The sequence below is a fragment of the Rhizobium binae genome (genome assembly GCF_017357225.1).
GTDB classification, from domain to species: Bacteria; Pseudomonadota; Alphaproteobacteria; order Rhizobiales; family Rhizobiaceae; genus Rhizobium; species Rhizobium binae.
On record NZ_CP071604.1, the window covers coordinates 1,786,373 to 1,812,149 of the forward strand.

Annotated in this window: 36 protein-coding genes and 1 pseudogene; 25 read left to right on the plus strand and 12 right to left on the minus strand. The window is 60.9% G+C overall.

Annotated features, from left to right (window positions below; all coding sequences use genetic code 11):
- Positions 1-18: 18 nt before the first annotated feature.
- The 20 genes from rplP to J2J99_RS08710 all read left to right on the plus strand — a co-directional run bounded on the left by rplP (position 19) and on the right by J2J99_RS08710 (position 11,043).
- Complete coding sequence (rplP, locus tag J2J99_RS08615; RefSeq protein WP_003573792.1) at positions 19-432, plus strand: 50S ribosomal protein L16; 414 nt, start codon at positions 19-21, stop codon at positions 430-432.
- 11 nt (positions 433-443) lie between these two features.
- On the plus strand, positions 444-644 hold the full coding sequence (rpmC, locus tag J2J99_RS08620) for a 50S ribosomal protein L29 (RefSeq protein ID WP_004674925.1): 201 nt from the start codon (positions 444-446) through the stop codon (positions 642-644).
- A 12-nt stretch (positions 645-656) separates the two neighbouring features.
- Complete coding sequence (rpsQ, locus tag J2J99_RS08625; RefSeq protein WP_004674926.1) at positions 657-896, plus strand: 30S ribosomal protein S17; 240 nt, start codon at positions 657-659, stop codon at positions 894-896.
- A gap of 260 nt (positions 897-1,156) precedes the next feature.
- Positions 1,157-1,525 carry a 50S ribosomal protein L14 gene (rplN, locus tag J2J99_RS08630; RefSeq protein WP_003573790.1) on the plus strand — a complete coding sequence of 123 codons (369 nt, stop codon included), beginning with the start codon at positions 1,157-1,159 and terminating at the stop codon, positions 1,523-1,525.
- A gap of 12 nt (positions 1,526-1,537) precedes the next feature.
- The gene (gene rplX, locus J2J99_RS08635) at positions 1,538-1,846 is read left to right on the plus strand and encodes a 50S ribosomal protein L24 (RefSeq protein ID WP_004674929.1); all 309 of its coding nucleotides are present in this window, start codon (positions 1,538-1,540) and stop codon (positions 1,844-1,846) included.
- Positions 1,839-2,396 (plus strand): 50S ribosomal protein L5, encoded by a 558-nt coding sequence (rplE, locus tag J2J99_RS08640; RefSeq protein WP_004674930.1) that lies wholly within the window; start codon positions 1,839-1,841, stop codon positions 2,394-2,396. Before rplX ends, rplE begins: the two co-directional genes overlap by 8 nt.
- A 32-nt stretch (positions 2,397-2,428) precedes the next feature.
- Complete coding sequence (gene rpsN, locus J2J99_RS08645; RefSeq protein ID WP_003573787.1) at positions 2,429-2,734, plus strand: 30S ribosomal protein S14; 306 nt, start codon at positions 2,429-2,431, stop codon at positions 2,732-2,734.
- 12 nt (positions 2,735-2,746) lie between these two features.
- Positions 2,747-3,145, plus strand: coding sequence for a 30S ribosomal protein S8 (gene rpsH, locus J2J99_RS08650; RefSeq protein ID WP_004674934.1), 399 nt, complete (start codon positions 2,747-2,749; stop codon positions 3,143-3,145).
- 41 nt (positions 3,146-3,186) lie between these two features.
- Positions 3,187-3,720 carry a 50S ribosomal protein L6 gene (gene rplF, locus J2J99_RS08655; RefSeq protein ID WP_168301513.1) on the plus strand — a complete coding sequence of 178 codons (534 nt, stop codon included), beginning with the start codon at positions 3,187-3,189 and terminating at the stop codon, positions 3,718-3,720.
- A gap of 12 nt (positions 3,721-3,732) precedes the next feature.
- A complete protein-coding gene (gene rplR, locus J2J99_RS08660; protein WP_064682265.1) occupies positions 3,733-4,095 on the plus strand; it encodes a 50S ribosomal protein L18 in 363 nt (120 codons plus the stop codon).
- A gap of 133 nt (positions 4,096-4,228) precedes the next feature.
- On the plus strand, positions 4,229-4,798 hold the full coding sequence (gene rpsE / locus J2J99_RS08665; RefSeq protein WP_003573784.1) for a 30S ribosomal protein S5: 570 nt from the start codon (positions 4,229-4,231) through the stop codon (positions 4,796-4,798).
- 13 nt (positions 4,799-4,811) lie between these two features.
- Complete coding sequence (rpmD, locus tag J2J99_RS08670; protein WP_003547566.1) at positions 4,812-5,021, plus strand: 50S ribosomal protein L30; 210 nt, start codon at positions 4,812-4,814, stop codon at positions 5,019-5,021.
- Positions 5,022-5,037: 16 nt separating this feature from the next.
- Positions 5,038-5,514 (plus strand): 50S ribosomal protein L15, encoded by a 477-nt coding sequence (rplO, locus tag J2J99_RS08675; RefSeq protein ID WP_168301514.1) that lies wholly within the window; start codon positions 5,038-5,040, stop codon positions 5,512-5,514.
- Between the two features lie 236 nt (positions 5,515-5,750).
- On the plus strand, positions 5,751-7,091 hold the full coding sequence (secY, locus tag J2J99_RS08680) for a preprotein translocase subunit SecY (protein ID WP_168301515.1): 1,341 nt from the start codon (positions 5,751-5,753) through the stop codon (positions 7,089-7,091).
- Entirely contained in the window at positions 7,088-7,738 is a 651-nt protein-coding gene (locus J2J99_RS08685; RefSeq protein ID WP_168301516.1) for an adenylate kinase, read from the plus strand. The genes secY and J2J99_RS08685 overlap by 4 nt, the downstream gene beginning before the upstream one ends.
- Before the next feature lie 222 nt (positions 7,739-7,960).
- Entirely contained in the window at positions 7,961-8,329 is a 369-nt protein-coding gene (gene rpsM / locus J2J99_RS08690) for a 30S ribosomal protein S13 (protein ID WP_003573772.1), read from the plus strand.
- 133 nt (positions 8,330-8,462) lie between these two features.
- Positions 8,463-8,852 (plus strand): 30S ribosomal protein S11, encoded by a 390-nt coding sequence (gene rpsK / locus J2J99_RS08695; protein WP_003547577.1) that lies wholly within the window; start codon positions 8,463-8,465, stop codon positions 8,850-8,852.
- Between the two features lie 97 nt (positions 8,853-8,949).
- Positions 8,950-9,960, plus strand: coding sequence for a DNA-directed RNA polymerase subunit alpha (locus J2J99_RS08700; RefSeq protein WP_003547579.1), 1,011 nt, complete (start codon positions 8,950-8,952; stop codon positions 9,958-9,960).
- A 124-nt stretch (positions 9,961-10,084) separates the two neighbouring features.
- Positions 10,085-10,507, plus strand: coding sequence for a 50S ribosomal protein L17 (gene rplQ, locus J2J99_RS08705; RefSeq protein ID WP_168301517.1), 423 nt, complete (start codon positions 10,085-10,087; stop codon positions 10,505-10,507).
- Between the two features lie 134 nt (positions 10,508-10,641).
- Entirely contained in the window at positions 10,642-11,043 is a 402-nt protein-coding gene (locus J2J99_RS08710; protein WP_168301518.1) for a ribosomal maturation YjgA family protein, read from the plus strand.
- 4 nt (positions 11,044-11,047) lie between these two features.
- Here the strand turns inward: J2J99_RS08710 and msrQ are convergent, their stop codons facing one another.
- Together msrQ and msrP are read right to left on the minus strand one after the other, a co-directional pair.
- Complete coding sequence (gene msrQ, locus J2J99_RS08715; protein WP_168301519.1) at positions 11,048-11,704, minus strand: protein-methionine-sulfoxide reductase heme-binding subunit MsrQ; 657 nt, start codon at positions 11,702-11,704, stop codon at positions 11,048-11,050.
- Entirely contained in the window at positions 11,704-12,651 is a 948-nt protein-coding gene (gene msrP / locus J2J99_RS08720) for a protein-methionine-sulfoxide reductase catalytic subunit MsrP (RefSeq protein WP_168301520.1), read from the minus strand. Before msrP ends, msrQ begins: the two co-directional genes overlap by 1 nt.
- A gap of 339 nt (positions 12,652-12,990) precedes the next feature.
- On the opposite strand from msrP, the gene ilvD reads away from it, so the two are divergent.
- Positions 12,991-14,829, plus strand: a complete 1,839-nt coding sequence (gene ilvD, locus J2J99_RS08725; protein WP_168301521.1) for a dihydroxy-acid dehydratase — start codon at positions 12,991-12,993, stop codon at positions 14,827-14,829.
- 50 nt (positions 14,830-14,879) lie between these two features.
- Here ilvD and J2J99_RS08730 read toward each other — a convergent pair whose 3' ends face one another.
- Both J2J99_RS08730 and J2J99_RS08735 read right to left on the minus strand, forming a co-directional pair.
- A complete protein-coding gene (locus J2J99_RS08730; protein WP_168301522.1) occupies positions 14,880-15,233 on the minus strand; it encodes a lysozyme inhibitor LprI family protein in 354 nt (117 codons plus the stop codon).
- A 23-nt stretch (positions 15,234-15,256) separates the two neighbouring features.
- Positions 15,257-15,637 carry a YkvA family protein gene (locus tag J2J99_RS08735; protein WP_168301523.1) on the minus strand — a complete coding sequence of 127 codons (381 nt, stop codon included), beginning with the start codon at positions 15,635-15,637 and terminating at the stop codon, positions 15,257-15,259.
- A 146-nt stretch (positions 15,638-15,783) separates the two neighbouring features.
- On the opposite strand from J2J99_RS08735, the gene J2J99_RS08740 reads away from it, so the two are divergent.
- Positions 15,784-17,187, plus strand: coding sequence for a DegQ family serine endoprotease (locus tag J2J99_RS08740; RefSeq protein WP_168301524.1), 1,404 nt, complete (start codon positions 15,784-15,786; stop codon positions 17,185-17,187).
- Positions 17,184-18,500 carry a replication-associated recombination protein A gene (locus tag J2J99_RS08745; RefSeq protein WP_168301525.1) on the plus strand — a complete coding sequence of 439 codons (1,317 nt, stop codon included), beginning with the start codon at positions 17,184-17,186 and terminating at the stop codon, positions 18,498-18,500. Before J2J99_RS08740 ends, J2J99_RS08745 begins: the two co-directional genes overlap by 4 nt.
- Before the next feature lie 33 nt (positions 18,501-18,533).
- Here J2J99_RS08745 and J2J99_RS08750 read toward each other — a convergent pair whose 3' ends face one another.
- From J2J99_RS08750 to J2J99_RS08775, 6 genes and pseudogenes are all read right to left on the minus strand, one after another.
- Positions 18,534-19,208: a VIT1/CCC1 transporter family protein gene (locus tag J2J99_RS08750; RefSeq protein WP_168301526.1), complete on the minus strand. Its 675-nt coding sequence runs from the start codon at positions 19,206-19,208 to the stop codon at positions 18,534-18,536.
- A gap of 205 nt (positions 19,209-19,413) precedes the next feature.
- Positions 19,414-19,719, minus strand: a complete 306-nt coding sequence (locus J2J99_RS08755; protein ID WP_012483492.1) for a DUF1883 domain-containing protein — start codon at positions 19,717-19,719, stop codon at positions 19,414-19,416.
- A 130-nt stretch (positions 19,720-19,849) separates the two neighbouring features.
- A complete protein-coding gene (locus J2J99_RS08760; protein WP_168301527.1) occupies positions 19,850-20,113 on the minus strand; it encodes a hypothetical protein in 264 nt (87 codons plus the stop codon).
- Positions 20,114-20,139: 26 nt separating this feature from the next.
- On the minus strand, positions 20,140-20,322 hold the full coding sequence (locus J2J99_RS08765; RefSeq protein ID WP_168301541.1) for a hypothetical protein: 183 nt from the start codon (positions 20,320-20,322) through the stop codon (positions 20,140-20,142).
- Positions 20,323-20,448: 126 nt separating this feature from the next.
- A pseudogene (gene dapA, locus J2J99_RS08770) lies at positions 20,449-21,362 on the minus strand (4-hydroxy-tetrahydrodipicolinate synthase); the annotation flags it as partial.
- Positions 21,363-21,370: 8 nt separating this feature from the next.
- Positions 21,371-21,517, minus strand: coding sequence for a hypothetical protein (locus J2J99_RS08775; RefSeq protein ID WP_168301528.1), 147 nt, complete (start codon positions 21,515-21,517; stop codon positions 21,371-21,373).
- Positions 21,518-21,714: 197 nt separating this feature from the next.
- Here J2J99_RS08775 and J2J99_RS08780 point away from each other — a divergent pair, with 197 nt between their 5' ends.
- The gene (locus J2J99_RS08780) at positions 21,715-22,659 is read left to right on the plus strand and encodes an alpha/beta fold hydrolase (RefSeq protein WP_168301529.1); all 945 of its coding nucleotides are present in this window, start codon (positions 21,715-21,717) and stop codon (positions 22,657-22,659) included.
- Between the two features lie 80 nt (positions 22,660-22,739).
- On the opposite strand, the gene J2J99_RS08785 is transcribed toward J2J99_RS08780, so the two are convergent.
- Together J2J99_RS08785 and J2J99_RS08790 are read right to left on the minus strand one after the other, a co-directional pair.
- Positions 22,740-23,744: a ketopantoate reductase family protein gene (locus J2J99_RS08785; RefSeq protein WP_168301530.1), complete on the minus strand. Its 1,005-nt coding sequence runs from the start codon at positions 23,742-23,744 to the stop codon at positions 22,740-22,742.
- A 155-nt stretch (positions 23,745-23,899) separates the two neighbouring features.
- Positions 23,900-24,751, minus strand: a complete 852-nt coding sequence (locus J2J99_RS08790) for an oxidoreductase (RefSeq protein WP_168301531.1) — start codon at positions 24,749-24,751, stop codon at positions 23,900-23,902.
- A gap of 130 nt (positions 24,752-24,881) precedes the next feature.
- Here J2J99_RS08790 and J2J99_RS08795 point away from each other — a divergent pair, with 130 nt between their 5' ends.
- On the plus strand, positions 24,882-25,769 hold the full coding sequence (locus J2J99_RS08795; RefSeq protein ID WP_168301532.1) for a LysR family transcriptional regulator: 888 nt from the start codon (positions 24,882-24,884) through the stop codon (positions 25,767-25,769).
- Positions 25,770-25,777 lie beyond the last annotated feature (8 nt).

A 25,777-nucleotide genomic window follows, 5' to 3' on the forward strand; every position in this document is an offset into this window, starting at 1 on the left:
GCTCGGAGAAGTAAGAAAATGTTGCAGCCAAAGCGTACTAAGTACCGCAAGCAGTTCAAGGGCCGCATCAAGGGCGTCGCCAAGGGCGGTTCTGACCTGGCATTCGGCGAATTCGGCCTGAAGGCTCAGGAGCCCAACCGCGTCAACGCACGCGAGATCGAAGCGGCTCGCCGCGCGATCACGCGTTACATGAAGCGCGCCGGCCGTGTATGGATCCGCGTGTTCCCGGACGTTCCGGTAACCGCAAAGCCCACCGAAGTCCGCATGGGTAAGGGTAAGGGCTCCGTTGAGTACTGGGCATGCAAGGTCAAGCCCGGTCGTATGATGTTCGAGATCGACGGCGTCAGCGAAGAGATCGCCCGTGAGGCGCTTCGTCTCGGCTCTGCCAAGCTCTCGGTCAAGACGCGCTTCGTACAGCGCATTGCAGAGTAAGGATTGAGCTCATGAAAGCCTCAGATGTTCGCGCGTTGACCGCCGACCAACTCAAGGACGAGCTTGCCAAGCTGAAGAAGGAGCAGTTCAACCTGCGCTTCCAGAAGGCGACCGGCCAGCTCGAAAAGTCCTCGCGCATCAACGAAGTCCGCAAGGACATCGCCCGCGTGAAAACCATTGCCCGCCAGAAGGCGGCAGAAGTTAAGGCCTAAAGGAAGAAAAATATGCCGAAGCGCATCCTGCAGGGCGTCGTCGTTGGCGACAAGAACGAGAAGACGGTAGTGGTTCGTGTCGAACGTCGTTTTGCTCACCCGCTGCTCCAGAAGACCGTTCGTCGTTCCAAGAAGTACAAGGCCCACGACGAAAACAACCAGTACAAGATCGGCGATACCGTATCCATCGAGGAATGCGCGCCAATCTCCAAGGACAAGCGCTGGACGGTGATCGCCGCCCAGGGCAAGTAAACAGAATTTTGCGCGAGGCCTTGCGTCTCGCCGAAATATCTGTATGAAGCAGCGTCGGAACGCTCGAATGCCGGGCGTTCTTTTGCTTTGAGCGCACGGAAGGTCCCGTTCGGGAAACCACCCTGGCACGATCGATCCCGCGCTATTCAGCTATTGCCGTGTCTGTGCTGCCGTTCGGCAGGTCGGCCGGCAGAAAATTTTCATAAGCCGGAGTAGGGGGCTAGCCCAACCATTCCGGTAAACCAAGAAGGCGACCTGATATGATTCAGATGCAAACAAACCTCGACGTCGCGGATAATTCCGGCGCACGTCGTGTCATGTGCATCAAGGTGCTGGGCGGCTCGAAGCGCAAGTATGCCTCGATCGGCGACGTCATCGTCGTTTCGATCAAGGAAGCGATCCCGCGCGGCCGCGTGAAGAAGGGTGACGTGATGAAGGCGGTTGTCGTTCGCACCGCCAAGGACATCCGTCGTCCGGATGGCTCGGTCATCCGCTTCGACACCAACGCAGCAGTCCTCATCGACAACAAGAAAGAGCCGATCGGCACCCGTATCTTCGGACCGGTTCCGCGCGAACTTCGCGCCAAGAACCACATGAAGATCATCTCGCTGGCTCCCGAAGTACTGTAAGGAGCGGAAGCGATGCAGAAGATTCGTAAAGGCGACAAGGTCGTCATGCTCGCTGGCAAGGACAAGGGCCGCACCGGCGAAGTCGTTCAGGTTATGCCGAAGGAAGATCGTGCGGTCGTCCGTGGCGTCAACGTCGTGAAGCGCCACCAGCGCCAGACGCAGACCCAGGAAGCCGGCATTATCAACAAGGAAGCCCCGGTTCACCTGTCCAACATTGCAATCGTCGACAAGGACGGCAAGCCGACCCGCGTCGGTTTCAAGGTCGTTGACGGCAAGAAGGTCCGCGTGGCCAAGCGTTCTGGAGAAGTGATCGATGGCTGAGGCAAAGTACGAGCCGCGGCTCAAGAAGGAATATGTCGAGCGCATCCGCAAGGCGATGCAGGAGAAGTTCTCCTACGCCAACGAGATGATGATTCCGAAGCTCGACAAGATCGTCATCAACATGGGCGTCGGTGAAGCGACCGCTGACTCTAAGAAGCCGACGGTTGCTGCCGCCGACCTCGCAGCGATCGCCGGTCAGAAGCCGGTCATCACCCGCGCACGCAACTCTATCGCAGGCTTCAAGGTCCGCGAAAACATGCCGATCGGCGCAAAGGTCACCCTGCGCGGCGCCCGCATGTACGAGTTCCTGGATCGTCTGGTCAACATCGCGCTCCCGCGCGTTCGCGACTTCCGCGGCCTGAACCCGAAGAGCTTTGACGGCCGTGGCAACTTCGCCATGGGCATCAAGGAGCACATTGTGTTCCCTGAGATCAACTACGACAAGGTTGATCAGATGTGGGGCATGGACATCATCGTTTGCACGACGGCGACGACCGACGACGAAGCACGGGCTCTCCTGAAGGAGTTCAGCTTCCCGTTCCGTCAATAACCGTAACGACGAGCGTAGAAAAGGAACCTGACATGGCGAAGACAAGCGCAGTTGAAAAGAACAAGCGCCGCCGTACTACGGTCGCCAACCAGGCCGCTAAGCGGGCTGCGTTGAAGGCGATCATCATGAACCAGGCTCTTCCGATCGAAGAGCGGTTCAAGGCCTCGATCAAGCTGGCATCCCTGCCGCGCGATGGATCGAAGACCCGCATTCGCAACCGTTGCGAAGTGTCGGGCCGTCCGCGCGCATATTACCGCAAACTGCGCATGTCGCGTATTGCGCTGCGTGAACTCGGCAATCTCGGCAAGGTGCCGGGCATCGTCAAGTCGAGCTGGTAAGGAGCAGGTTAGATGACAATGACTGATCCGTTGGGCGATATGCTCACCCGTATCCGTAACGGCGCTTCCCGCCGCAAGTCGTCGGTCTCGACGCCTGCGTCCAAGCTCCGTGCACGTGTTCTCGATGTCCTGCAGTCCGAAGGCTACATCCGTGGCTATTCCGTCGTCGATTTCGGCAACGGCAAGTCGGAGCTCAACATCGAGCTGAAGTACTATGAAGGCGCATCGGTGATCCGCGAGATCGGCCGTGTGTCCAAGCCGGGCCGCCGGGTTTATGTCTCGGTCAAGTCCATTCCGCAGGTCGCGAACGGCCTCGGCATCACCATCCTTTCGACTCCGAAGGGCGTGATGGCCGATCACCAGGCTCGCGAACAGAACGTTGGTGGCGAGGTTCTCTGCTCGGTCTTCTAAGATCGGGCAGGGTCTCCATAGCGAACAGACAGGATTGAAACATGTCTCGTATCGGTAAGAAGCCCGTTCAGGTGCCTGCTGGGATCACGGCTACGGTCGAAGGCCAGAAGGTTACTGCAAAGGGCCCGAAGGGCGAGCTGTTCTTCGTCGCGAATGACGAAATCAGCCTCAAGCTCGAAAACAACGCGGTCGTCGTGACGCCGCTGAACCAGTCCAAGAATGCACGGTCGAAGTGGGGCATGTCCCGCACGATGATCGAAGGCATCTTCAAGGGCGTCAAGGAAGGTTTCGAGCGCAAGCTTGAAATCAACGGCGTCGGTTACCGCGCCGCCATGCAGGGCAAGAACCTGCAGCTGGCCCTCGGTTTCAGCCACGACGTGGTCTACGAACCGCCGGTCGGTATCTCGATCGCTGTGCCGAAGCCGACGGAAATCGTCGTCAGCGGCATCAACAAGCAGCAGGTCGGCCAGGTTGCCGCCGAAATCCGCGAATATCGCGGTCCCGAGCCCTACAAGGGCAAGGGCGTTAAGTATGCCGACGAGCGGATCGTCCGCAAAGAAGGCAAGAAGAAGTAAGGATCACGCGAAATGGCTAGCAGGAAAGAAGCACTTGCACGTCGTGCCAACCGCGTGCGCCGTCATATCAAGTCGGTGGCCAATGGCCGTCCGCGCCTGTCGGTTCATCGCTCATCGAAGAACATCTATGCCCAGATCATCGACGATGTGGCCGGCAAGACGCTTGCGTCCGCCTCCACCCTCGATAAGGATCTGCGCGGTTCTCTGAAGACCGGTGCCGATACCGCCGCCGCTGCTGCAGTGGGCAAGCTCGTCGCCGAGCGCGCCTCCAAGGCCGGCGTGTCGGAGGTCGTGTTCGACCGTGGCGCCTTCATTTATCATGGTCGCATCAAGGCTCTCGCCGAAGCGGCCCGCGAAGGCGGTCTCACCTTCTGATCAGTTTCCGGCCGGACGCTTTTGCGCCGGCCGGATTTTCGCCGGACCGCAAGGCACTCCTCGAGAAAGGGAAGGCTGATGCGGTCCTCATTTGTTTGCCGATTGCACCCGGAAAAGAAAAAGGAAGAGGACAATGGCACAGGAAAGAAGGCCGCAGCGGGAAGACCGCCAGAGCCGTGAAGAGCGCGATAGCGAATTCGTCGACAAGCTTGTCGCGATCAACCGCGTCGCCAAGGTCGTCAAGGGCGGCCGTCGTTTTGGTTTCGCAGCACTCGTCGTCGTCGGCGACCAGAAGGGCCGCGTCGGCTTCGGCCATGGCAAGGCACGCGAAGTGCCGGAAGCCATCCGCAAGGCAACCGAAGCTGCCAAGCGCGAACTGATCTTCGTACCGCTGCGTGACGGCCGTACGCTGCATCACGACGTTCATGGCCGCCACGGCGCCGGCAAGGTTCTGCTGCGCTCGGCCAAGGTCGGTACCGGCATCATCGCCGGCGGTCCGATGCGCGCCGTTTTCGAAACGCTCGGCATGCACGACGTCGTCGCCAAGTCGACCGGTTCGTCGAACCCCTACAACATGGTTCGCGCCACCTTCGACGCTCTGAAGCACCAGGTTCACCCGAAGGACATCGCAGCTCAGCGCGGCATCAAGTATGCAACGCTGCAGGCTCGTCGTAGCGCCTCCGGCAACGCCTCTGAAGAATAAGAGGAGCTGACCAATGGCCAAGGCTACCAAGAAGGCTGAAGCGAAGACTGTCACGATCGAACAGATCGGCAGCCCGATTCGCCGTCCGGACGTCCAGCAGCGCACGCTGATCGGTCTCGGACTGAACAAGATGCACCGTCGCCGCACGCTGGAGGATACTCCTTCGGTTCGTGGCATGATCCGTGCTGTCCAGCATCTCGTTCGCGTCGTCGACGAGAAGTGAGACGGAGGAAACGCTCATGAAACTCAATGAAATCAAGGACAACGAAGGCTCGACCCACAGCCGCAAGCGCCTCGGCCGCGGCATCGGCTCGGGCTCGGGCAAGACCGGTGGTCGCGGTGTGAAGGGTCAGAAGTCCCGTTCCGGCGTCGCCATCAACGGCTTCGAAGGCGGCCAGATGCCGATCTACCGTCGCCTGCCGAAGCGCGGCTTCAATAACATCTTCGCTTCCGACTTCGTCGTCGTGTCGCTCGCCCGTATCCAGGCCGCGATCGACGCCGGCAAGCTCGATGCGAAGGCCACGGTTGACGCAGCCTCCCTCAAGGCTGCCGGCGTCATCCGCCGTGCCAAGGACGGTGTGCGCGTTCTCGCCGACGGCGAACTCAAGGCCAAGATCACCATCGTCGTCGCGGGCGCTTCCAAGCCTGCCGTCGAGAAGATCGAAAAGGCCGGCGGCAGCGTGACGCTGCTCTCGGCTCCTGTTGCAGCCGAATAATAATCTGATGATATGTCGCCCGGGGTGCTTCACACCGGGCGATTTTGCTCCCATATGTGGGCCTCACAAAATGTTGGCTGGCGCGCTCGCGTCACGCCGGTAAGACTGGAAAACAAGGGTGAGGCATGGGGTTGCACTGCAATCCGTTCCAAGCCCGGTTTTGAATAATTTTCATACTGATTCCGGGGCCGGCCTGTCCCCCAGAGACGGCCGGAATTGGTAGCGCGGAGAATCGCATGGCTTCTGCAGCGGAACAATTGGCATCCAACCTCAATTTTTCGACCTTTGCCAAAGCCGAGGATTTGAAGAAGCGCCTGTGGTTCACACTGGCAGCTCTCCTCGTCTACAGGCTCGGCACCCATATTCCGCTCCCGGGTCTCAATCCCGAAGCCTATGCCCAGGCTTTCCGCGGCCAGGCAGGCGGCATTCTCGGCCTTTTCAACATGTTCTCGGGCGGCGCCGTTCAGCGCATGGCGATTTTCGCGCTCGGCATCATGCCCTATATCTCCGCTTCGATCATCGTGCAGCTGATGACCTCGGTCGTGCCGGCGCTCGAAAACCTGAAGAAGGAAGGCGAGCAGGGCCGCAAGATCATCAACCAGTATACCCGCTACGGCACGGTGATTCTCGGTGCGCTGCAGGCCTACGGCATTGCCGCCGGTCTTGAGAGCGGCCAGGGCCTCGTCGTCGAGCCGGGCTGGTTCTTCCGTGTATCCACCGTCCTGACGCTGCTGGGCGGCACGATGTTCCTGATGTGGCTCGGCGAGCAGATCACCTCGCGCGGCATCGGCAACGGCATTTCGCTGATCATCTTCGCCGGCATCGCCGCCGGACTCCCCACGGCGCTTGCAGGCACGCTGGAACTCGGCCGCACCGGTGCGCTGTCGACTCCGCTCATCCTGCTCGTCATTATCGTTGCGATCGGCGTCATCGGCGTCATCGTCTTCGTGGAGCGTGCGCAGCGCCGGCTGCTGATTCAATATCCGAAGCGCCAGGTCGGCAACCGCATGTTCCAGGGCGACACCTCGCATCTGCCGCTCAAGCTCAACACCTCGGGCGTTATCCCGGCGATTTTCGCGTCGTCGCTGTTGCTGCTGCCGGCAACGATTGCCGGCTTTGCCAGAACCACTGCAATGCCGGCCTGGGCGACGTCGATCGTTGCGGCGCTCGGCCATGGCCAGCCGCTCTACATGGTGCTCTATGCGGCACTGATCGCCTTCTTCGCCTTCTTCTACACGGCCATCGTCTTCAATCCGAAGGACACGGCCGACAATCTGAAGAAGCATGGCGGCTTCATTCCCGGCATCCGTCCGGGTGAGCGCACCGCCGAATATATCGACTACGTGCTGACCCGCATCACGATGATCGGCGCGATCTATCTCGTCTTCGTCTGCATCCTTCCGGAGATTTTGGTGTCGCAAACCGGCATTCCATTATCCCTTGGTGGGACTTCGCTTTTGATCGTGGTTAGCGTAACTCTTGATACGGTTGCACAGATCCAGGGTCACCTGATCGCGCAGCAATACGAAGGCCTGATCAAGAAATCGAAGTTGCGTGGAGGAAAGAGGGGGCGATGAGACTTATCCTTTTGGGGCCGCCGGGCGCGGGCAAGGGAACCCAGGCCCAGCGGATCGTGGAAAAGCACGGCATTCCGCAGCTTTCCACGGGAGAAATGCTGCGTGCAGCGGTCAATGCCGGCACGGAAGTCGGCAAGCGCGCCAAGGCGGTGATGGACGCCGGCAAGCTGGTCTCGGATGAGATCGTCATTGCCATCGTCTCGGAGCGAATCGATCAGCCCGATTGCGCCAACGGCTTCATTCTCGACGGCTTCCCCCGGACGCTGGTCCAGGCGGACGCCACCGAGGCGATGCTGAAGGCCAAGGGTCTCGATCTTTCCGTCGTAGTGGAATTCCGAGTCGATGATGCAGAACTGGTCCGTCGTGTTGCCGGTCGCTACTCCTGTGCACAGTGCGGCAGCGTCTATCACGACACCGACAAGGTTCCGGCCAGTGAAGGCGTTTGCGACAAGTGCGGTTCAACCCACTTCAAGCGCCGTCCGGACGACACTCCGGAAACCATGACGGCGCGGTTGCAGGTCTATTACAAGGAAACCTCACCGCTGATCGGCTACTACCATGCCAAGGGCAAGCTCAAGTCCGTCGACGGCATGGCGGAGATCGATCAGGTGACAGCCGAGGTCGAAGCCATTCTTTGCAAGCTTTAAGGCTTTGAAAATAAAACTTGGCGGAACGGTTGCTTTTCAGCAGTGATTCCGCTAAACACCGCGCCAACTCGCGACATTCCATGCGATCGGCGCGGATTTCCCAGGGAAGTCCGGGTTCGGTCGTTTTGACATGTTGCGGACCTAAATTTGAACGGGCGGTTCCAAAGACCGCATAACGAAGCCCACTTGCCGGATGGCAACTGGAATGCAAGGAGAACAGGCGTGGCACGTATCGCTGGCGTCAACATCCCGACTGCAAAGCGCGTTGTCATCGCGCTGACCTACATTCACGGGATCGGTCCGAAATTCGCACAGGAAATCGTCGAGAAGGTCGGTATCCCGGCTGAACGCCGAGTGCATCAGCTGACGGACGCCGAAGTCCTTCAGATCCGCGAAGCCATCGACCGCGACTATCAGGTCGAGGGCGATCTTCGTCGCGATACCGCGATGAACATCAAGCGTCTGATGGATCTCGGCTGCTACCGCGGCCTGCGTCATCGTCGCGGCCTTCCGGTCCGTGGTCAGCGTACGCACACCAATGCCCGCACCCGCAAGGGTCCGGCAAAGGCAATCGCTGGCAAGAAGAAGTAATCTCCGGGAAACCGGGACGAGGGGGCTGGCGGTCTGCGCCGGCCTCTTTTGAGTTTGGAGCGGGACCATATAGGCGCCGTTCCGGTGTAGCCGCTGGCATTACGGCGGTGAAGAGATCAACGAAAGGAATAACATGGCTAAGGAAGCCGTCCGCGTTCGCCGTCGCGAGCGCAAGAATATCTCGTCGGGTGTCGCTCACGTCAACTCGACCTTCAACAACACGATGATCACCATCACCGATGCGCAGGGCAATGCGATCGCCTGGTCGTCGGCTGGCGCCAAGGGCTTCAAGGGCTCGCGCAAGTCGACCCCGTTCGCTGCCCAGATCGCTGCCGAAGACTGCGCCAAGAAGGCCCAGGAGCACGGCATGAAGTCGCTGGAAGTCGAAGTCTGCGGTCCGGGTTCGGGTCGTGAATCGGCTCTGCGCGCGCTCCAGGCTGCGGGTTTCATGATCACGTCCATCCGCGACGTGACCCCGATCCCGCACAATGGCTGCCGTCCGCGCAAGAAGCGCCGCGTCTGATCATCGCTCTCGTCACCGGTGAGCGCCTTCGCGCTCCCGGTGGTTTTCAAGCTCGGTTGCCACGATTGGATGGTGGCAACGAACGGAAGGCAAACTCATGATTCAGAAGAACTGGCAGGAACTGATCAAGCCGAACAAGGTGGAGTTCTCCTCGAGCTCGCGCACCAGGGCGACGCTCGTTGCCGAACCGTTGGAGCGCGGTTTCGGCCTCACCCTCGGCAACGCACTGCGCCGCGTTCTGCTCTCCTCGCTGCGCGGTGCCGCCGTCACGGCGGTGCAGATCGACGGCGTGCTGCATGAATTCTCCTCGATTCCGGGCGTTCGCGAAGACGTCACGGACATCGTGCTCAACATCAAGGAAATCGCCATCAAGATGGATGGCGACGACGCGAAGCGCATGGTCGTGCGTAAGCAGGGCCCGGGCGTTGTCACGGCTGGCGACATCCAGACGGTCGGAGATATCGAAATCCTCAACCCCGAGCATGTGATCTGCACGCTCGACGAGGGCGCCGAAATCCGCATGGAATTCACCGTCAACAACGGCAAGGGCTACGTTCCGGCCGAGCGCAATCGTGCGGAAGATGCTCCGATCGGTCTCATCCCGGTCGACAGCCTTTATTCGCCGGTCAAGAAGGTGTCCTACAAGGTTGAGAATACCCGCGAAGGACAGGTTCTCGACTACGACAAGCTGAACATGACCATCGAAACCGATGGCTCGATCACCGGCGAAGACGCCGTCGCATTCGCGGCGCGCATCCTCCAGGATCAGCTTGGCGTCTTCGTCAACTTTGACGAGCCGCAGAAGGAAACCGAAGAAGAAGCAGTCACCGAACTCGCTTTCAACCCGGCTCTCCTCAAGAAGGTGGACGAACTCGAGCTGTCGGTCCGTTCGGCAAACTGCCTGAAGAACGACAATATCGTCTACATCGGCGACCTCATTCAGAAGACCGAAGCAGAAATGCTCCGCACACCGAATTTTGGTCGCAAGTCGCTGAACGAAATCAAGGAAGTTCTCGCTTCCATGGGCCTGCACCTCGGCATGGAAGTGCCGGCCTGGCCGCCCGAGAACATCGAAGATCTCGCCAAGCGTTACGAAGACCAATACTGAGAAAACAAAAGGCAGGCTCTATCGGCTGCCTTTCCCCGTCAAACAGCAGGCATATCGCCTGCATGTGCCAGGAAACGGCAGGCCCGGTAACGAAGTAAGGGCCCTGCATTAAAGGAGAATAGCAATGCGCCACGCAAAGGCCGGCCGCAAGCTGAACAGAACCGCAAGCCACCGCAAGGCGATGTTCGCCAACATGGCGGCTTCGCTGATCACCCACGAGCAGATCGTCACGACTCTGCCGAAGGCCAAGGAAATCCGTCCGATCGTCGAAAAGCTCGTGACGCTCGGCAAGCGCGGCGACCTGCACGCCCGCCGTCAGGCGATCTCGCAGATCCGCGATGCCGCCGTCGTTTCGAAGCTGTTCGACACGATCGCAACGCGTTACGCCACCCGCAACGGCGGCTACCTGCGCATCATGAAGGCCGGCTTCCGCCAGGGCGACAATGCCGCCATGGCCGTTGTCGAATTTGTCGACCGCGACACCTACGCCAAGGGCGCAGCCGACAAGGCCCGCGTTGCTGCCGAAGAGCAGGCCGTCGCCGCTTAATCTTCCGCTCCGTCGGAAATGGAACAGCCGGGCTGCGAAGCCCGGCTGTTTTTGTTTGTGCATCGGCTGGCGACGGAGGAGGGGCGGCACTTGGCAACGGCTGGCAACGTTTGGATGTGAAAGGACAGGTTCAATTGCCCGAAATCGTCCGGTCTCACTCTCGTGCGCAGTTCCGGCGTCTCGCGGCTCTGCTTCTCGTCATCGCCCTCGGTCTGGCGATCCGGCGGTTTGGTTATGCGCTCGATCTACCCTTCGTCATCGTCAAATACGGTGGCTCGGCGCTCTGGGGCGCGATGGTCTACCTGCTGTTGGCGCTGGGGATCGCAAGACTGCAGCCGGTGGCAACCGCCGTCATGGCCCTGATCGTTGCGGTCTGCGTGGAACTGTTCCGCCTGTATCACACGCCTTGGCTCGACGCGTTTCGGCTGACTGCCGCAGGCGCGCTGCTGCTCGGCCGCATCTTCTCGCTGTGGAACATTCTCGCCTACGCAATGGGAATAGCCGCGGCCTGCCTGTTCGATCCCGCGCGCCGGTGATCCCTTACGAAGCCGACGCCATCGCGCGATTGCGCATCCTGCCTTGGGCCTTTTTCCGGCTGCGGGCGATTGGTCGCCAGGAGCGGTAGAGGATGAGGGCGATGATCAGCCCGACGTAAATATATTGTTCGAGATCGAGGATCTTGGTCGAGAGGGCAAAATGCAGCGCTCCGCTGGCTGCGATGATGTAAACGAGGCGGTGCAACCAGTTCCAGTTCGAGCCGAGGCGGCGGATCGAGAAATTATTGGATGTCCCTGCCAGCGGAATGAGCATCGCCAAGGCCGCCATGCCGAACATGATGAACGGGCGCTTCAGCACGTCGTTGACGACCGCTTGGATATCCATCGCCTGGTCGAGCACCATATAGACGGTGAAATGCATCAGCGCGTAGTAGAATGTCAAAAGGCCGAGCGCACGGCGGTAGCGCAGGTAATTCCAGCCGAACAGCTCGCGGGCGGGCGAGACGGCAAGGGTCGCGATCAGGAAGCGGATCGTCCAGATGCCGAGGAAGAGCTCGAAGGTCTTGACCGGATCGGCGCCGAGCTGATCGGTCGCGCCGAGATAGAAAGTCCAGGCGGCCGGCAGAAGGCCTGCCACATACAGCAGCCAGACGGAAGCGGGCTGCCAGCGTTTCGGGATGGCGAGGGAGAGTTCCGCCATCAGAAATTCGCCTTCAGATCCATGCCGGCATAAAGGCTCGCCACCTCGTCGGCATAACCGTTGAAGGGCAGGGTGGGATGCCGGCTGGCACCGAAGAAGCCGCTTTCGCCGATGCGCCTCTCGCTTGCCTGGCTCCAGCGCGGGTGGTCGACGGCAGGGTTGACATTGGCGTAGAAGCCGTATTCCTGCGGATTGGTCACCTGCCAGGTATTCTTCGGCTGCTGGTCGGTGAGGGTGATCCTGACGATCGACTTGATGCCCTTGAAGCCGTATTTCCACGGCACGACGAGGCGGATCGGCGCGCCGTTCTGGTTCGGCAGCGTTTCGCCATAGAGCCCGACGGCAAGCAGCGTCAGCGGATGGCGTGCTTCGTCGAGCCGCAGACCCTCGACATAAGGCCAGTCGAGCGACTGGAAGAAACCCTTCTGCCCCGGCATTTCCTCCGGGCGCACGACGGTTTCGAAGGCGACATATTTGGCGCTGCCGAGCGGCTCGACCTTGTCGAGCAGCGATGCCAGCGGAAAGCCGTCCCAAGGAATGACCATCGACCAGGCCTCGACGCAGCGCATCCGATAGGTGCGTTCCTCGATCGGGAATTCCTTGACTAGCGCCTCGAGGTCGAAGGTGCCCGGTTTGTTGACCATGCCGTCGACCTTGATCGTCCAGGGCAGCGGCTTGAAAGCGCCGGAATTTGCCGCGGGATCGCCTTTGTCGAGGCCGAATTCATAGAAATTGTTGTAGGTGGTGACGTCCTTGAGCGGCGTCGGCTTCTCATCGACCTTATACTTGCTTTCGGCGGCGGAGAGGGCGGCCGCGCCCGCCTTGTCGGCGCCGTAAAGCGCCATGGCGCCGAGAGCCGCCGCGCCCAGGAATTCACGCCGGCGCAGATAGACTTGGCGCGGCGTGATCTCCGACGACGCGATCTTCGGGGGGCGATAGCTTGGCATGTCGAAAACCTCCAGGGCGGATTTCTTCAATATAAGTCTTAAACGAACCGCCCGCATGTTCGGATCAATGTCTATGCCTTGAATCTCGCCGAGGGGAAGCCAATTTTTTGTGTTCGGCTGTGATGGAAATAGTCTGTAACCAAACCTCGTGCCGAACCGTATATCATCGATGGTGCTCAAGGCGCTGTTCCCGGCAGCGTACCGGATTTGACCTTGCCGGTAGTGACAGCCCCCGTCGATTGGATTAGGACAATTCCAAAAGGCAGCGTTCGCCCGGCCCGCAGGCTTCATGCCGCTTCGCTTTGCCTGATCATTTCCGACACGTCGAGGAAGACACCGATGCCAGCTTACCGTTCCAGAACCACGACCCACGGCCGCAACATGGCAGGCGCGCGCGGCCTTTGGCGCGCCACGGGCATGAAGGATTCGGATTTCGGCAAGCCGATCATTGCGGTGGTGAATTCCTTCACCCAGTTCGTGCCCGGCCACGTGCATCTGAAGGATCTCGGCCAGCTCGTCGCCCGCGAAATCGAGGCGGCCGGCGGTGTCGCCAAGGAATTCAACACCATCGCTGTCGATGACGGCATCGCCATGGGCCATGACGGCATGCTCTATTCGCTGCCCTCGCGCGAGCTCATTGCCGACAGCGTCGAATACATGGTCAATGCCCATTGCGCCGACGCGATGGTCTGCATTTCCAACTGCGATAAAATCACCCCCGGCATGCTGATGGCGTCGCTGCGCCTCAATATCCCGACAGTCTTCGTCTCCGGCGGCCCGATGGAAGCCGGCAAGGTTGTCCTGCACGGCAAGACCCATGCGCTCGATCTCGTCGACGCCATGGTCGCGGCTGCCGACGACAAGATCTCCGATGAAGACGTCAAGGTCATCGAGCGTTCCGCCTGTCCGACCTGTGGTTCCTGCTCCGGCATGTTCACCGCAAACTCCATGAACTGCCTCACCGAGGCGCTCGGCCTGTCGCTGCCCGGCAATGGCTCGACGCTCGCCACTCACGCCGACCGCAAGCGCCTCTTTGTCGAGGCCGGTCACCTGATCGTCGATCTCGCCCGCCGCTATTATGAGCAGGACGACGTCAAGGCGCTGCCGCGTACCATCGCCTCCAAGCAGGCCTTCGAAAACGCCATGGCGCTCGATATCGCCATGGGCGGTTCGACCAACACCGTCCTGCACATCCTGGCTGCCGCCCATGAAGGTGAGGTCGATTTCACCATGGCCGATATCGATGCGCTGTCGCGCCGCGTGCCGTGCCTGTCGAAGGTCGCACCCGCCAAGAGCGACGTGCATATGGAAGACGTCCACCGCGCCGGCGGCATCATGTCGATCCTCGGCGAGCTCGACAAGGGCGGGCTGCTGAACCGCGATTGCCCGACTGTCCACGCCGAGACGCTGGGCGACGCAATAGAGCGTTGGGACATTACCCGCACCAACAGCGACACTGTGCGCAATTTCTATCGCGCTGCTCCCGGCGGCATCCCGACCCAGGTCGCCTTCAGCCAGGAAGCCCGCTGGGACGAGCTCGACACCGATCGCCAGAACGGCGTCATTCGCTCGGCCGAACATCCTTTCTCCAAGGACGGCGGCCTTGCCGTGCTCAAGGGAAATCTTGCAATCGACGGCTGCATCGTCAAAACCGCCGGCGTCGATGAATCGATCCTGAAATTCTCCGGTCCGGCTCGCGTGTTCGAAAGCCAGGACGCATCGGTCAAGGCGATCCTCGCCAATGAAATCAAGGCCGGCGACGTCGTCGTCATCCGCTATGAAGGCCCGAAGGGCGGCCCCGGCATGCAGGAGATGCTCTATCCGACGAGCTATCTAAAGTCGAAGGGCCTCGGCAAGGCCTGTGCGCTGATCACCGACGGCCGCTTCTCCGGCGGCACATCAGGCCTCTCGATCGGCCATGTTTCGCCGGAAGCGGCCAATGGCGGCACGATCGGCCTAGTGCGCGAAGGCGACATGATTGACATCGACATCCCGAACCGCACCATCAGCCTGCGCGTCAGCGAAACCGAACTTGCCGACCGCCGCGCCGAGCAGGATGGCAAGGGCTGGCACCCGACGGAAGTGCGCAAGCGCAACGTCACCACGGCGCTGAAGGCCTATGCTGCCTTCGCGACGAGCGCCGACCGCGGCGCTGTGCGCGATCTGAACGCCCGCTAACTGGTCGAACCCGCTGATTAACAGTCAGCTGCTCTACTGACTGGTCGCTTTCAAAGCGGCCGGTTGATGTTTTTGTAGGTCTCGCCGAGCTGCGTCAACCGCTCCTCATAGGCGGCCTTGAGGCAGTCGGCATCGGCCCCGCATTCCTGCCGCTTCTTCAGCCAAGCCGTCTGTTCGTCCTGCAATGTTCCGCGCGAGCCCATGGCCAGCAGCCCGGAGAGCAGCTCGAAAGTCGTGACCATCCGGACATCGGCGTCGTTGAGTGCGCGGTTGTCGCAAATTGCTTTTTCATCCGGCTTCAATTCTTTCGCATCGCAATCGAAGCTTGCCGCCTTCGCCATCCCCGATACGAGGAAAAGGATCATAAGGCCAAGGACCGTCGTCGTCGCTTTTTTCGTCATCATTTCTCTGTTCCTGTTGCCGCCCATCAAGCGAGCTTGCGCAATGCCAGAGCCAGGAAGATGATGCAGGCGAGCCAGACGGCAAGGATGAAGATCAATCCGCCTCGCCCCGAGGGACGCTCGATGCGTCTTGCGGCTTCCTCGCGAAGCTCGCTCATGACAGCTGCCGGAATGAGCCGTATTGCCAGCAGAATGCCGAGCGGCACGATGACGAGATCATCGAGATAGCCGAGTACGGGAATGAAATCGGGAATGAGATCGACCGGCGAGAGTGCATAGGCCGCAACGGTGCCAGCCACCACCTTCGCATACCACGGCACACGGGTGTCACGTGCGGCGAGCCACAGCGCGACGATGTCACGCTTCAGTGACTTCGCCCAGATTTTGGCTTTTGATATCAGTCGCATGGCCGGTCTTCCTGAATCGAATTGGCAAAGGCTTCAAGCGAAATCTCTTGGGCGCCGGCTGGCTCGTTCTTCCATCCTTCCGCCCTCTTTCCTTTCTAGCGTCGGGCGCTAAAACGTTGCTCAAGAGGATTCAAAAAGGGATACCCATGCAAGGCCTGTTCAAGCACGCCTCCGTCTCGCTGCTCGCTGTGACGCTCCTTCTGCCGGCTGCCGCCCATGCGCAGACCACGAAAACCGTGCCCGAGAGCCAGATGCAGATGCAGCTCTCCTTCGCGCCGCTGGTGAAGCAGACATCTGGCGCCGTCGTCAATGTCTATGCGGAAAAGATCGTTCAGCGTCAGTCGCCTTTTGCTGGCGATCCCTTCTTTGAGCAGTTTTTTGGCCAGCAGATGCCGAACCGGTCGGAGAAGCAGACTTCGCTCGGCTCGGGCGTCATCGTCGAGGCAAACGGCACTGTCGTGACCAATAATCACGTCGTCGAGGGCGCTGACGACATCAAGGTGGCGCTGCCGGATGGCCGTGAATTCCCCTGCAAGGTGGTGCTGCGCGATGACCGCGTCGACCTCGCCGTGCTGAAAATAAACAGCGAAGCGAACTTTCCGACACTGCCGATCGGCAATTCCGATTCCGTCGAAGTTGGCGATCTCGTGCTGGCGATCGGCAACCCGTTCGGTGTCGGCCAGACGGTGACGAGCGGCATAGTTTCGGCGCTTGCGCGTAATCAGGTCGTCAGGAACGAGTTCGGATTCTTCATCCAGACCGACGCCTCGATCAACCCGGGCAATTCGGGTGGCGCGCTGATGAACCTGAAAGGCGAGCTGATCGGTATCAACACGGCGATCTTCTCGCGCGGCGGCGGTTCGAACGGCATCGGCTTTGCCATTCCCGCCAACCTCGTCAAGGTCTTCCTCGCTTCGGCCGATGCGGGTGTCAAATCCTTCGAACGGCCCTATGTCGGCGCGAGCTTCGATGCCGTGACCTCCGAAGTCGCAGAGGCCCTCGGGCTCGACAGGGTCCGCGGCGCGCTCGTCGTCAAGGTTTCGGAGGGCGGGCCGGCCGCCAAGGCCGGACTGAAGGCGGGCCAAATCGTCACCGCTGTCAACGGTATTTCTGTTGAACATCCGGATGCATTGCTCTATCGCCTGACGACGGCTGGCCTCGGCAAGTCGGTCAATCTGACAGTCATCGAAAACGGGCGCGAGGAGCAGCTGTCGCTGGCACTCGACCGTGCGCCGGAAACCTCGCCGCGCGACCAGCGCGTGATCGGCGGACGCACCCCCTTTACCGGCGCCGTTGTCGAAAACCTGTCGCCGCGTGTCGCCGACGAACTTCGCATGCCCTCGGAATCGACCGGCGTCGTTGTCGCGAATGTCAAGGAGGACTCGCCGGCCGCCCGTCTCGGCTTCGAGCCCAAGGATATCATCGTCTCGATCAACGGCACGGAAGTGAAATCCACCAAAGAACTGGCCGAAATTGCCAGCAGCGAGCCCGGCCTTTGGCGGGTGGAGATCGAGCGCGACGGGCAGCGCATCCGGCAGTTCTTTCGATGAGCAATGATCTCTTCGCGCCGCGTGTTCCGGAAGAGGTCGCCGCCAGGCGGCCGCTTGCCGACCGGCTGCGGCCGAAGACGCTTGCCGAGGTCACCGGGCAGGAACATCTGACCGGTGAGAATGGCGTCCTGAAGCGGATGATCGAAAGCGGTTCGCTCGGCTCGATGATCTTCTGGGGTCCGCCCGGCACCGGCAAGACGACGGTGGCGCGGCTGCTGTCCGGCGAGGCGGGGCTGGCTTTTGAGCAGATATCGGCGATCTTTTCCGGCGTGGCCGACCTCAAGAAGGTATTCGAGACAGCCCGCCTGCGCCGCATGGACGGCCGTCAGACGCTGCTCTTCGTCGACGAGATCCATCGTTTCAACCGCGCCCAGCAGGACAGTTTCCTGCCTGTCATGGAGGATGGCACCGTCATCCTCGTCGGCGCCACCACCGAAAACCCGTCCTTCGAGCTCAACGCCGCTCTTCTATCGCGCGCTCGCGTGCTGACCTTCAAGGCGCATGACGAGCAGAGCCTGGAGGAGTTGCTGAAGCGCGCCGAAGCCAGCGAGCAGAAGCCGCTGCCGCTGACGGAGGAAGCCCGCGCCAGCTTGATCCGCATGGCCGACGGCGACGGCCGCGCGGTGCTGACACTTGCCGAAGAGGTCTGGCGCGCCGCGCGCGAGGGCGAGAGCTTCGACACCGAAGGCCTGACCCGCATCGTCCAGCGCCGCGCCCCCGTCTACGACAAGGCGCAGGATGGCCACTACAATCTGATTTCGGCACTGCATAAATCCGTGCGCGGCTCGGATCCCGATGCCGCCCTCTATTATCTCGCCCGTATGTTCGATGCCGGCGAGGATCCGCTCTATCTCGGCCGGCGGCTGGTGCGCATGGCGGTGGAGGATATCGGCCTTGCCGATCCGCAGGCGCTGGTGATCTGCAACGCCGCCAAGGACGCCTATGATTATCTCGGCTCGCCGGAAGGGGAACTGGCGCTAGCCCAGGCCTGCGTCTATCTCGCCACCGCGCCGAAATCCAATGCCGTCTACACCGCCTTCAAAGCTGCAAGCCAGGCCGCCAAGCAGAACGGCTCACTGCTGCCGCCGAAGCATATCCTCAACGCGCCGACCAAGCTGATGAAAGGCGAGGGGTATGGCGAAGGTTATCGCTATGACCATGACGAGCCGGACGCCTTTTCCGGCCAAGACTATTTCCCGGAGAAAATGGGCCGCCAGACCTTCTATGACCCGCCGGAGCGTGGCTTCGAGCGCGACATCCGCAAGCGGCTAGAATGGTGGGCGAAGCTTCGCAAGGAACGCAATCCGCGCTGACGCCGCTGTGGTTGTTCGGTTGGCGAACGTTGCTCAGCCGCCAAGAGCGATGGCGATTGCGACCAGTAGCAATCCGAGACAGGTCATCGTCATGCCTGCCTGAATAGGTCTGCCACCGGAAGATTTCGCCCACGCATATCCCGTCACAAACAGCAGCATGATCAGAAACAGATTGCTGACCCTCAAGGCAAGGTGCGCATCCTCGATAAGAAAGAATGGGATAACTGCCGGAATGGCGGTAGCCGAGACCAGGAGGAAGACGGCAATTGCTGCGGACAGATCGCCTTTCGATAACGATACCTTCACTGGATCGGCCCGGCGTGCGAGCGTCAACAATGATCGATAGAGCGCGTCCGTGTCGGCGGACCTCGCAGAGAACGGCGCTTCATTGATCGGGAATTCGTTCGCGAGCACCGTGAGCGCCTCAGACTCGTTTTCGGCGGCTTTGACTTGCCGAAAAAGGCGCAGCCGCCTGCTCTTATAAAACGTGGTCCCTAGAATGAACAACATGGCGTCAATGATTCCCCAGGCGACATTGCATCCGATCGTCGCCACGATCAACTCGTGGACATTTAAACCTTCTTCTTCAAAAACAAGCCTGGAACCGACCGTCCAGGTCAGCGCCATGATCAATCCGAAAAGGACTTCGCCGAGCGCATCACCTGGATCAATGATTTTGGTGATGCGACCGATCGGGTTCGAAGTCATGGGCTACTCCCACGTGATGAAAATCCTGCAGCGCCGCGCGTCCTCGAGCCGATTTGCAGCTTGGCCTGAAAAATTGTGATCGACGCAGCCGCCTAAATCATTGATCGCGATCAAGAGTAGGATGATTGGCCATATTCTGACCGGCCCTTTTCCGATAGGGCGCTGTCTGCGCCTGCGCGACGTTTCCGCGAGAGAAGGCCCGGTGCTACCGCGGCGTCTTCTGGTTGGCCGGCGCGGCGATTACCTTTACGGCGGATTCCGCCAGCCCGTGATGACCTTCCATGTCGACGACGACGTGCCAGTGACCGCTTTCGGGAACGGCGAGCTTGACCGGCGATTTGCGCGCCACGCCGCCGATATATTTGAAGTCGAGAACTTCGGTGAAGCGCTGGAAATTCGGCGCGGTCATCAGGCGCACATTGTTCACCGCATTCAACGACACCTCGACGATCGTTCCGGCGCGTTGTTCCTTAAGGTCGTAATGGGTGAAGCGGAAATTCGGTTTCGGCATTGGTCTCGTGGCGTCTTAAGTCTATGCGCCAGAATTTTACCAGCATGCCAGTTAAAGAAGGGTTGGAAATAGCCCATGAACGCATGTCTTCCTGCTCCCGCCGGGTGAAGTGGCGGGAGCTCGGCAGAATCTAGTGGATTTTCGCGTTGCCACGCGCAAAGGGCGTGAATTCCAGCGCCAAGCCCTCGGCCGCCCTGTGGATGTCGGCCGAGGGGCAGTTGCATTCCCCTGCGGCGAAATGAAGGGCGGCCGCCTCATTGATGAAAAAGCCGCCGACGAGGCCATCGCGGTCGTGGACGATCCACCGGCCGCTTCTGTCACGCCCGACAGTAAAGCGAGCGGAAGGCGAGGGCGTTGCGGCGGGAAGAATGCGGCGTTGCTGTGCGTTTGCCATTTTGGTGATCCTTGGGTCCTGATGCTTCAGCGGGAGATGAAGTTGAAGGTCATCTGCACCAGTCCGGCAAAGGCCATCGCCGTTAAAAGGCGGGGCGCGACGGCGGCAAGACCGGAGAATATCGGATGGGAGGGATCGGCGGCGACTGCTCTGATGCGGCTCCGTTGCAGCGGGTCGATTTTGGCACTCGGTTCAGTCAGGCGTGACATCGGTTTTGTCCTTTCGAAGCCTCGCTCAACCGCCGCTTGATGGTGCGGCGGTGTCACGCTTCTGAAGATAAGGCCGGGCGGATAGGGTTTCCATTTGGCGCTGGAGAAGAAAATATTAAAATCTGATAGGGATAACGCCAAACCAGTGCTGCTTTCGTCGAGGAAAGGCGCAAGCGCCTGGCCGATTGCGAACCGCACCTCCGGCTCGGCAGCGACAAGCGGAGGCGAAGCTCGGCCTCTGTTCCGCGGATCAGCCGTAGCCCATGTTTTATCCTGGCTGGATCGGATTCCGGCCCAAGCGCGGCAAACATTGGCAGCAGCCGGTGGTGCAGCGAAAGTGCCGCTGAAAGGTTTCCGGCCCGAGCGGCCTGCTGCATCGATGTGAAGCGCCGCGGCATCACGTTGGCGCCCGGCGAGATCATGCCGTCGCCACCCGCGACGGTGAAAGCTAGCGCGGAAGGATCGTGACCGGAAAAGAATCGAAAGCGTTGGCGCAGGAACGGCGAGAGGCAGGCGAAGCGGGCGATATCGCCCGTGGCGTCGAGGATGCCGAGAATCCCTGGGATGGCCGCCAGCTTGCCGAGCGTTTCCACCGAAAGATCGCTCGCAGTCCGCGCCGGCGCATTGTCGACGAGAACAGGCAGTCCGCCTGCTTCAGCCACTTGCTCGAAGTGATGGAGGATGCCGTTTTGCCCCGGCTTGGAATAATAAGGCACAGTCACGAGCGCCGCGGCGGCGCCGAGCGTTTCCGCCAGCCGGATAAGCATGATCGTGCTTTCGGTGGAATTGGTGCCGGTGGCGGCGATGACGGGCACGCGGCCGGCCGCGCGGACGCTGAGATCGATCACCTCTGCGCGCTCCGGCGGCGAAAGCGTCGGGCCTTCTCCCGTTACGGAGCAGACGGCAAGCCCGTCGACACCGCTGAGGATTTGCCATTCCACAAGCGCCCGAAGCGCCGGTCTGTCGAGGTCGCCATTGCAGAACGGCGTGACGAGGGCGGCGATCGCACCGGCAAGGCGCGGCATTCTCGCCGTTTCCATAGCCAGCCTCAGAGCGCGCCGAGAACGACGTAAAGTTCGACACAGGCGAGCACGACGCCGAAGACCATCAGCGCCTGAGCGGTACGCCTCTCGCGCACCTGCCGACTGCCGCGCTTGATCTTGTACGGGCGAAGAGGTTGGAAGCCGGAGGACATGACATTTCTCATGGCATTTTGACCTTTGCAGTGATGGCAATAGCGTACTGCCGTCTGCGATAGGAAATCCATTCGGGCCAAGGAGCGAAGATATAGGAATGGCATAAAGGCCGACGCAGGAAATTTCGGAGCGTGGTGTCGGAAAGGGATAGCCGCCGCCGTCCTTGCGGTATCGAACCCGAAAAGGAGCACGGAAAATGTCAAAGATGACGCTGATTTCGATGATCGCAACGGCTGCCGCATTCCTTGCCGCGTCCGATATATCAGGCGCCGGAAGTGCCGCGCCGATGATCGAGGAGAAGAAGGCCGCGCCGGTTGTCAGGAAGGGAAGTCTGCCGGTCAACGGCATCGACTATTATTACGAGATCCGCGGCGAGGGCGAGCCGCTGCTGCTGCTCCACGGCGGCCTCGGGCAGATCGAGATGTTCGCGCCCGTCATGCCGATCTTTTCCGATCACCGACAGATCATCGCTGTTGATCTGCAGGGCCATGGCCGTACTCCGCTCGGCAAGCGGCCGATCGAACTGCCGGCGATCGGCGCCGACCTTGCGATCCTGGTAAAGGAGCTCGGCTACGACAAGGTCGACGTCTTCGGTTATTCCTTCGGCGGCGGGGTGGCGCTGAACATGGCGGCGAATGCGCCCGACCGCGTGCGCCGCCTGGTGATACTCTCGGCGCCCTATGCGCAAAACGGTTTCTTTCCCGAGATGCTGCCGCAGCAGGCGGCCGTCGGCGCTGGGATGGCCGAGATGATGAAGGCCACGCCGATGTTCCTCTCCTACAAGGCGGTGGCGCCCGACGTTTCGGAGTTTCCCAAGCTGCTCGATGCCATGGGCGCACTGATGCGCGAACCCATCGACTATAGCGACGCGGTCGCGAAGCTCACCATGCCTGTTATGTTGATCTATGGTGATGCCGACATGATCCGCCCCGAGCACATGATCGACTTCTACCACAAGCATGGCGGCGGCCTGCGCGATGCGGGCTGGATGCGTGAGAACATGTCGAAGAACCGGCTGGCGATCCTGCCTGATCTGACCCACTACGAAACCTTCGCTTCGCCCGTCATGGCGACTATGGCGATGACCTTCCTCGACGGCGGCGATAAGCCACCGAACTGGGCCGAGCAGGTTGGAAAATAGGCGAGGTGCCGAGCTCCCGGCCACGATTCCCTCTGCCGCATCAGGGTCGAATCCTGATGTGGCGGAGTATCGTTGCAAGATCAGCGGCCGCGCTGATTTTCCCTGTCGAGCTGTTTCACCAACGCCAGGATCGTTTCAGAAACCGGGGTCGGAACCGCGGTCAGGCGTCCAAGTGCCACCACCATGCCAACCAGCGGCGTGATTTCAAGCGCTTTGCCGCCGATCAAATCCTGCAGCATCGATGTCCGAACGCCGCCGATGTGACGCGATTGTTCCAGCCGCTGCTCGACGGTCATGCTGAAATGCGCGCCGAGCGCATCGCCGACATCGCGCACCTCCTTCATGACTTTGCTGACCATGTCCATCAGCGCCGGGTCCGCCATGATGTCCGTCATCACTGCCCGCGTCAGGGCGCTGATCGGGTTGAAGGCGGCGTTGCCCATCAACTTGCTCCAGATTTCGTTGCGGATCTCCGGCGTGGTTGTGATGCTGAGACCGGCGTCGGTCAGCGCGGCCGCTATGGCCGCAAGATCGACGGACATTTCGCCGGACGGCTCGCCAAGCACGAAGCGGCCTTTGTGGGAAAGCTGGATCTCACCCGGCCTGATCACTTCCGCGCCCTGATAGGCAACGCAGCCAATCACGCGCTCCGGCCCGATCAACCGCCAAAGCCTGCCGCCGGAATCGAGTTCGTCGAATTGCAGCTCCGCACGGCCGCCCCTGGCATCGCGATGAAAATACCACCAGGGAATGCCGTTGAGGATCATGACGACGCGGGTGCCCTGTTTGAGAAGGCCCGCAATACCCTCGGCGGCGGGCGCCAGTTGATGCCCCTTGAGGCCCGTGATGATGAGATCCTGCGGCGGCAGCGTCTTCGCATCGTCGGTTGCCGTCAGTTGGACGTTAAGCGGCGTCTCCGCATCGGCTTCGTGCAGCCTCAGTCCGTTGCTGCGAATGGCATCGAGATGCGCCCCACGCGCGACGACGGAGACGTCGATACCGTTGTCGGCCCCGCTGGCGAGCTTCGCAGCGATGGTGCCCCCAAGGGCGCCGGCGCCATAAATGCATATGGTCTTGATGGACATGCTTTGCCTCTCACGGGTCACGGTCTCACCTACATCTAGGCTATCCGCGGCCGGAGGCGAATGCCAATTTGCCGCAAGGCATTCTTTCCCGCGTCAAGATGTGCCGCCGCCGCATTCGGAAATGTGGATGCGTCGTCGGCATCGGTTTTGGCGCCTCAGGACACAGCCGTCGTTTCGCTTGCAAAATCCGTAGAGAGGGCGAGCTCCCGCCAGGCGGCCAGTTCCTTTTCGACGCTCGCATGCTGCGCCTCGATCATCGCTACCGTATCGCTGCCGAACGGCATGCGCAGCGGCGGGTTGGCCGAGCTGACCATCGTCATGATGCCGGCAGCGAGCTTGGCAGGGTTGCCGGGCTGGGCATGGTTGGCGTCGGCGGCGAAATTGCGCATGTTGCCGGCCGGCGTGCCTTCGTAGTCGGCAATGGAGGCCGGGCTTACCGCCAGCGACGTGTCGGAAAGAAAGTCCGTCCGGAAGAAGCCGGGTTCGATAATTGTCACCTTGATGCCGAAGGGCTCGAGCTCGGCGGCCAGCGATTCCGAGAGCCCTTCGACGGCGAATTTCGTCGAGCCGTAGACACCCCAGCCGGGATAGCCGAAATAACCGCCGATCGAGGAGAAGTTCAGGACATGGCCGGAGCGCTGGCGGCGCATATGGGGCAGCACGGCGCGTGTCACCTTCAGGAGACCAAAGACGTTCGTGGCATAGAGTTTTTCGATCTCTTCGGCGGTGGCCTCCTCGACAGCACCGAGCAGCCCGTAGCCGGCATTGTTGGCGAGAACATCGATGCGGCCGAAGCGGGCGATGCCGGCAGCCGCAGCCTCTTTCGCCTGCGCCTCATTGGAAACGTCGAGGGCGACCGCAAACAGGTTGGGATGATTGCCGAACTGCTCGGTCACCGTCTTCGGGTTGCGGGCGGTGGCAATGACGGCATCGCCAGCTGCCAGCGCTTCCTTGGTCATCAGCGCGCCGAAGCCACGGGATGCACCCGTGATGAACCAGATTTTCATGACGAATTCCTTTGTGACTAATGGATCGTGTTGGCGTCGCATCTCTGTGCTGACGGGGATGAATTTGACCGAAAAACTGCTGATGTATAAGATTTATTATTCTTGAATCTATGATGAGTACAATTCAGCAATGCGCGCCACCGAACTCTCCGAACTTGCGGCCTTCGCGGCGTTGGCGCGCCACAAGAGCTTCCGCAAGGCGGGGGAGGAACGGGGCGTTACCGCCTCTGCCGTCAGCCATGCCGTGCTCAATCTCGAGGACCGGATCGGCGTCCGGCTGCTCAACCGCACGACACGCAGTGTCTCGCTGACCGAAGCCGGCGAACTCCTGGTCTCCCATCTCGATCCGGCCTTCGGGGAAATGGCGGCGGCGCTCGATGCGTTGAACCGTTACCGCGACACGCCCTTCGGCAAGGTGAGGATCAACGTGCCGAATTCGATCGGCACCTTCGTCATCGGCCGCATCATTGCGCCGTTGCTCCAGCGCAATCCGAACTTGCAGCTGGAAATCAACGCGACCGACAGGCTCGTCGATATCGTCGAGGAGGGCTTCGATGCCGGCATCCGTTTCGGCGAGCGTGTCACCGAGGGCATGATCGCGCTACGCATCAAGCCGCGCATTCGCCTGGTCGTAGTCGGTTCGCCTGCCTATTTCGAGACCCGGCCCAAACCGGCGACGCCGCACGAGCTCAAGCGCCATCTCTGCATCCAGAACATGTTTCCATCGGGCGCGCGTTATGCCTGGGAATTCGAGAAGGATGGCCAGACCGTCAGCTTTCAGCCGACCGGACCGCTGTCGCTCGACGATCACGAGCTCATGACGCAGGCAGCGCTCGGCGGTGTCGGTCTTGCCTATATCTGGGAGCCCCGCGTCGAAAAGGCCATTGCTGGCGGCGAGCTGATCCAGGTACTCGACGACTGGTGCCAGCCGGAGGAGCCGCTTTATCTCTATTATCCCAGCCGCCGCCACATGTCGGCTGGCTTCAGGGCGGTCATCGACGCTATCAGGGCCGAGTAAGGATGCCT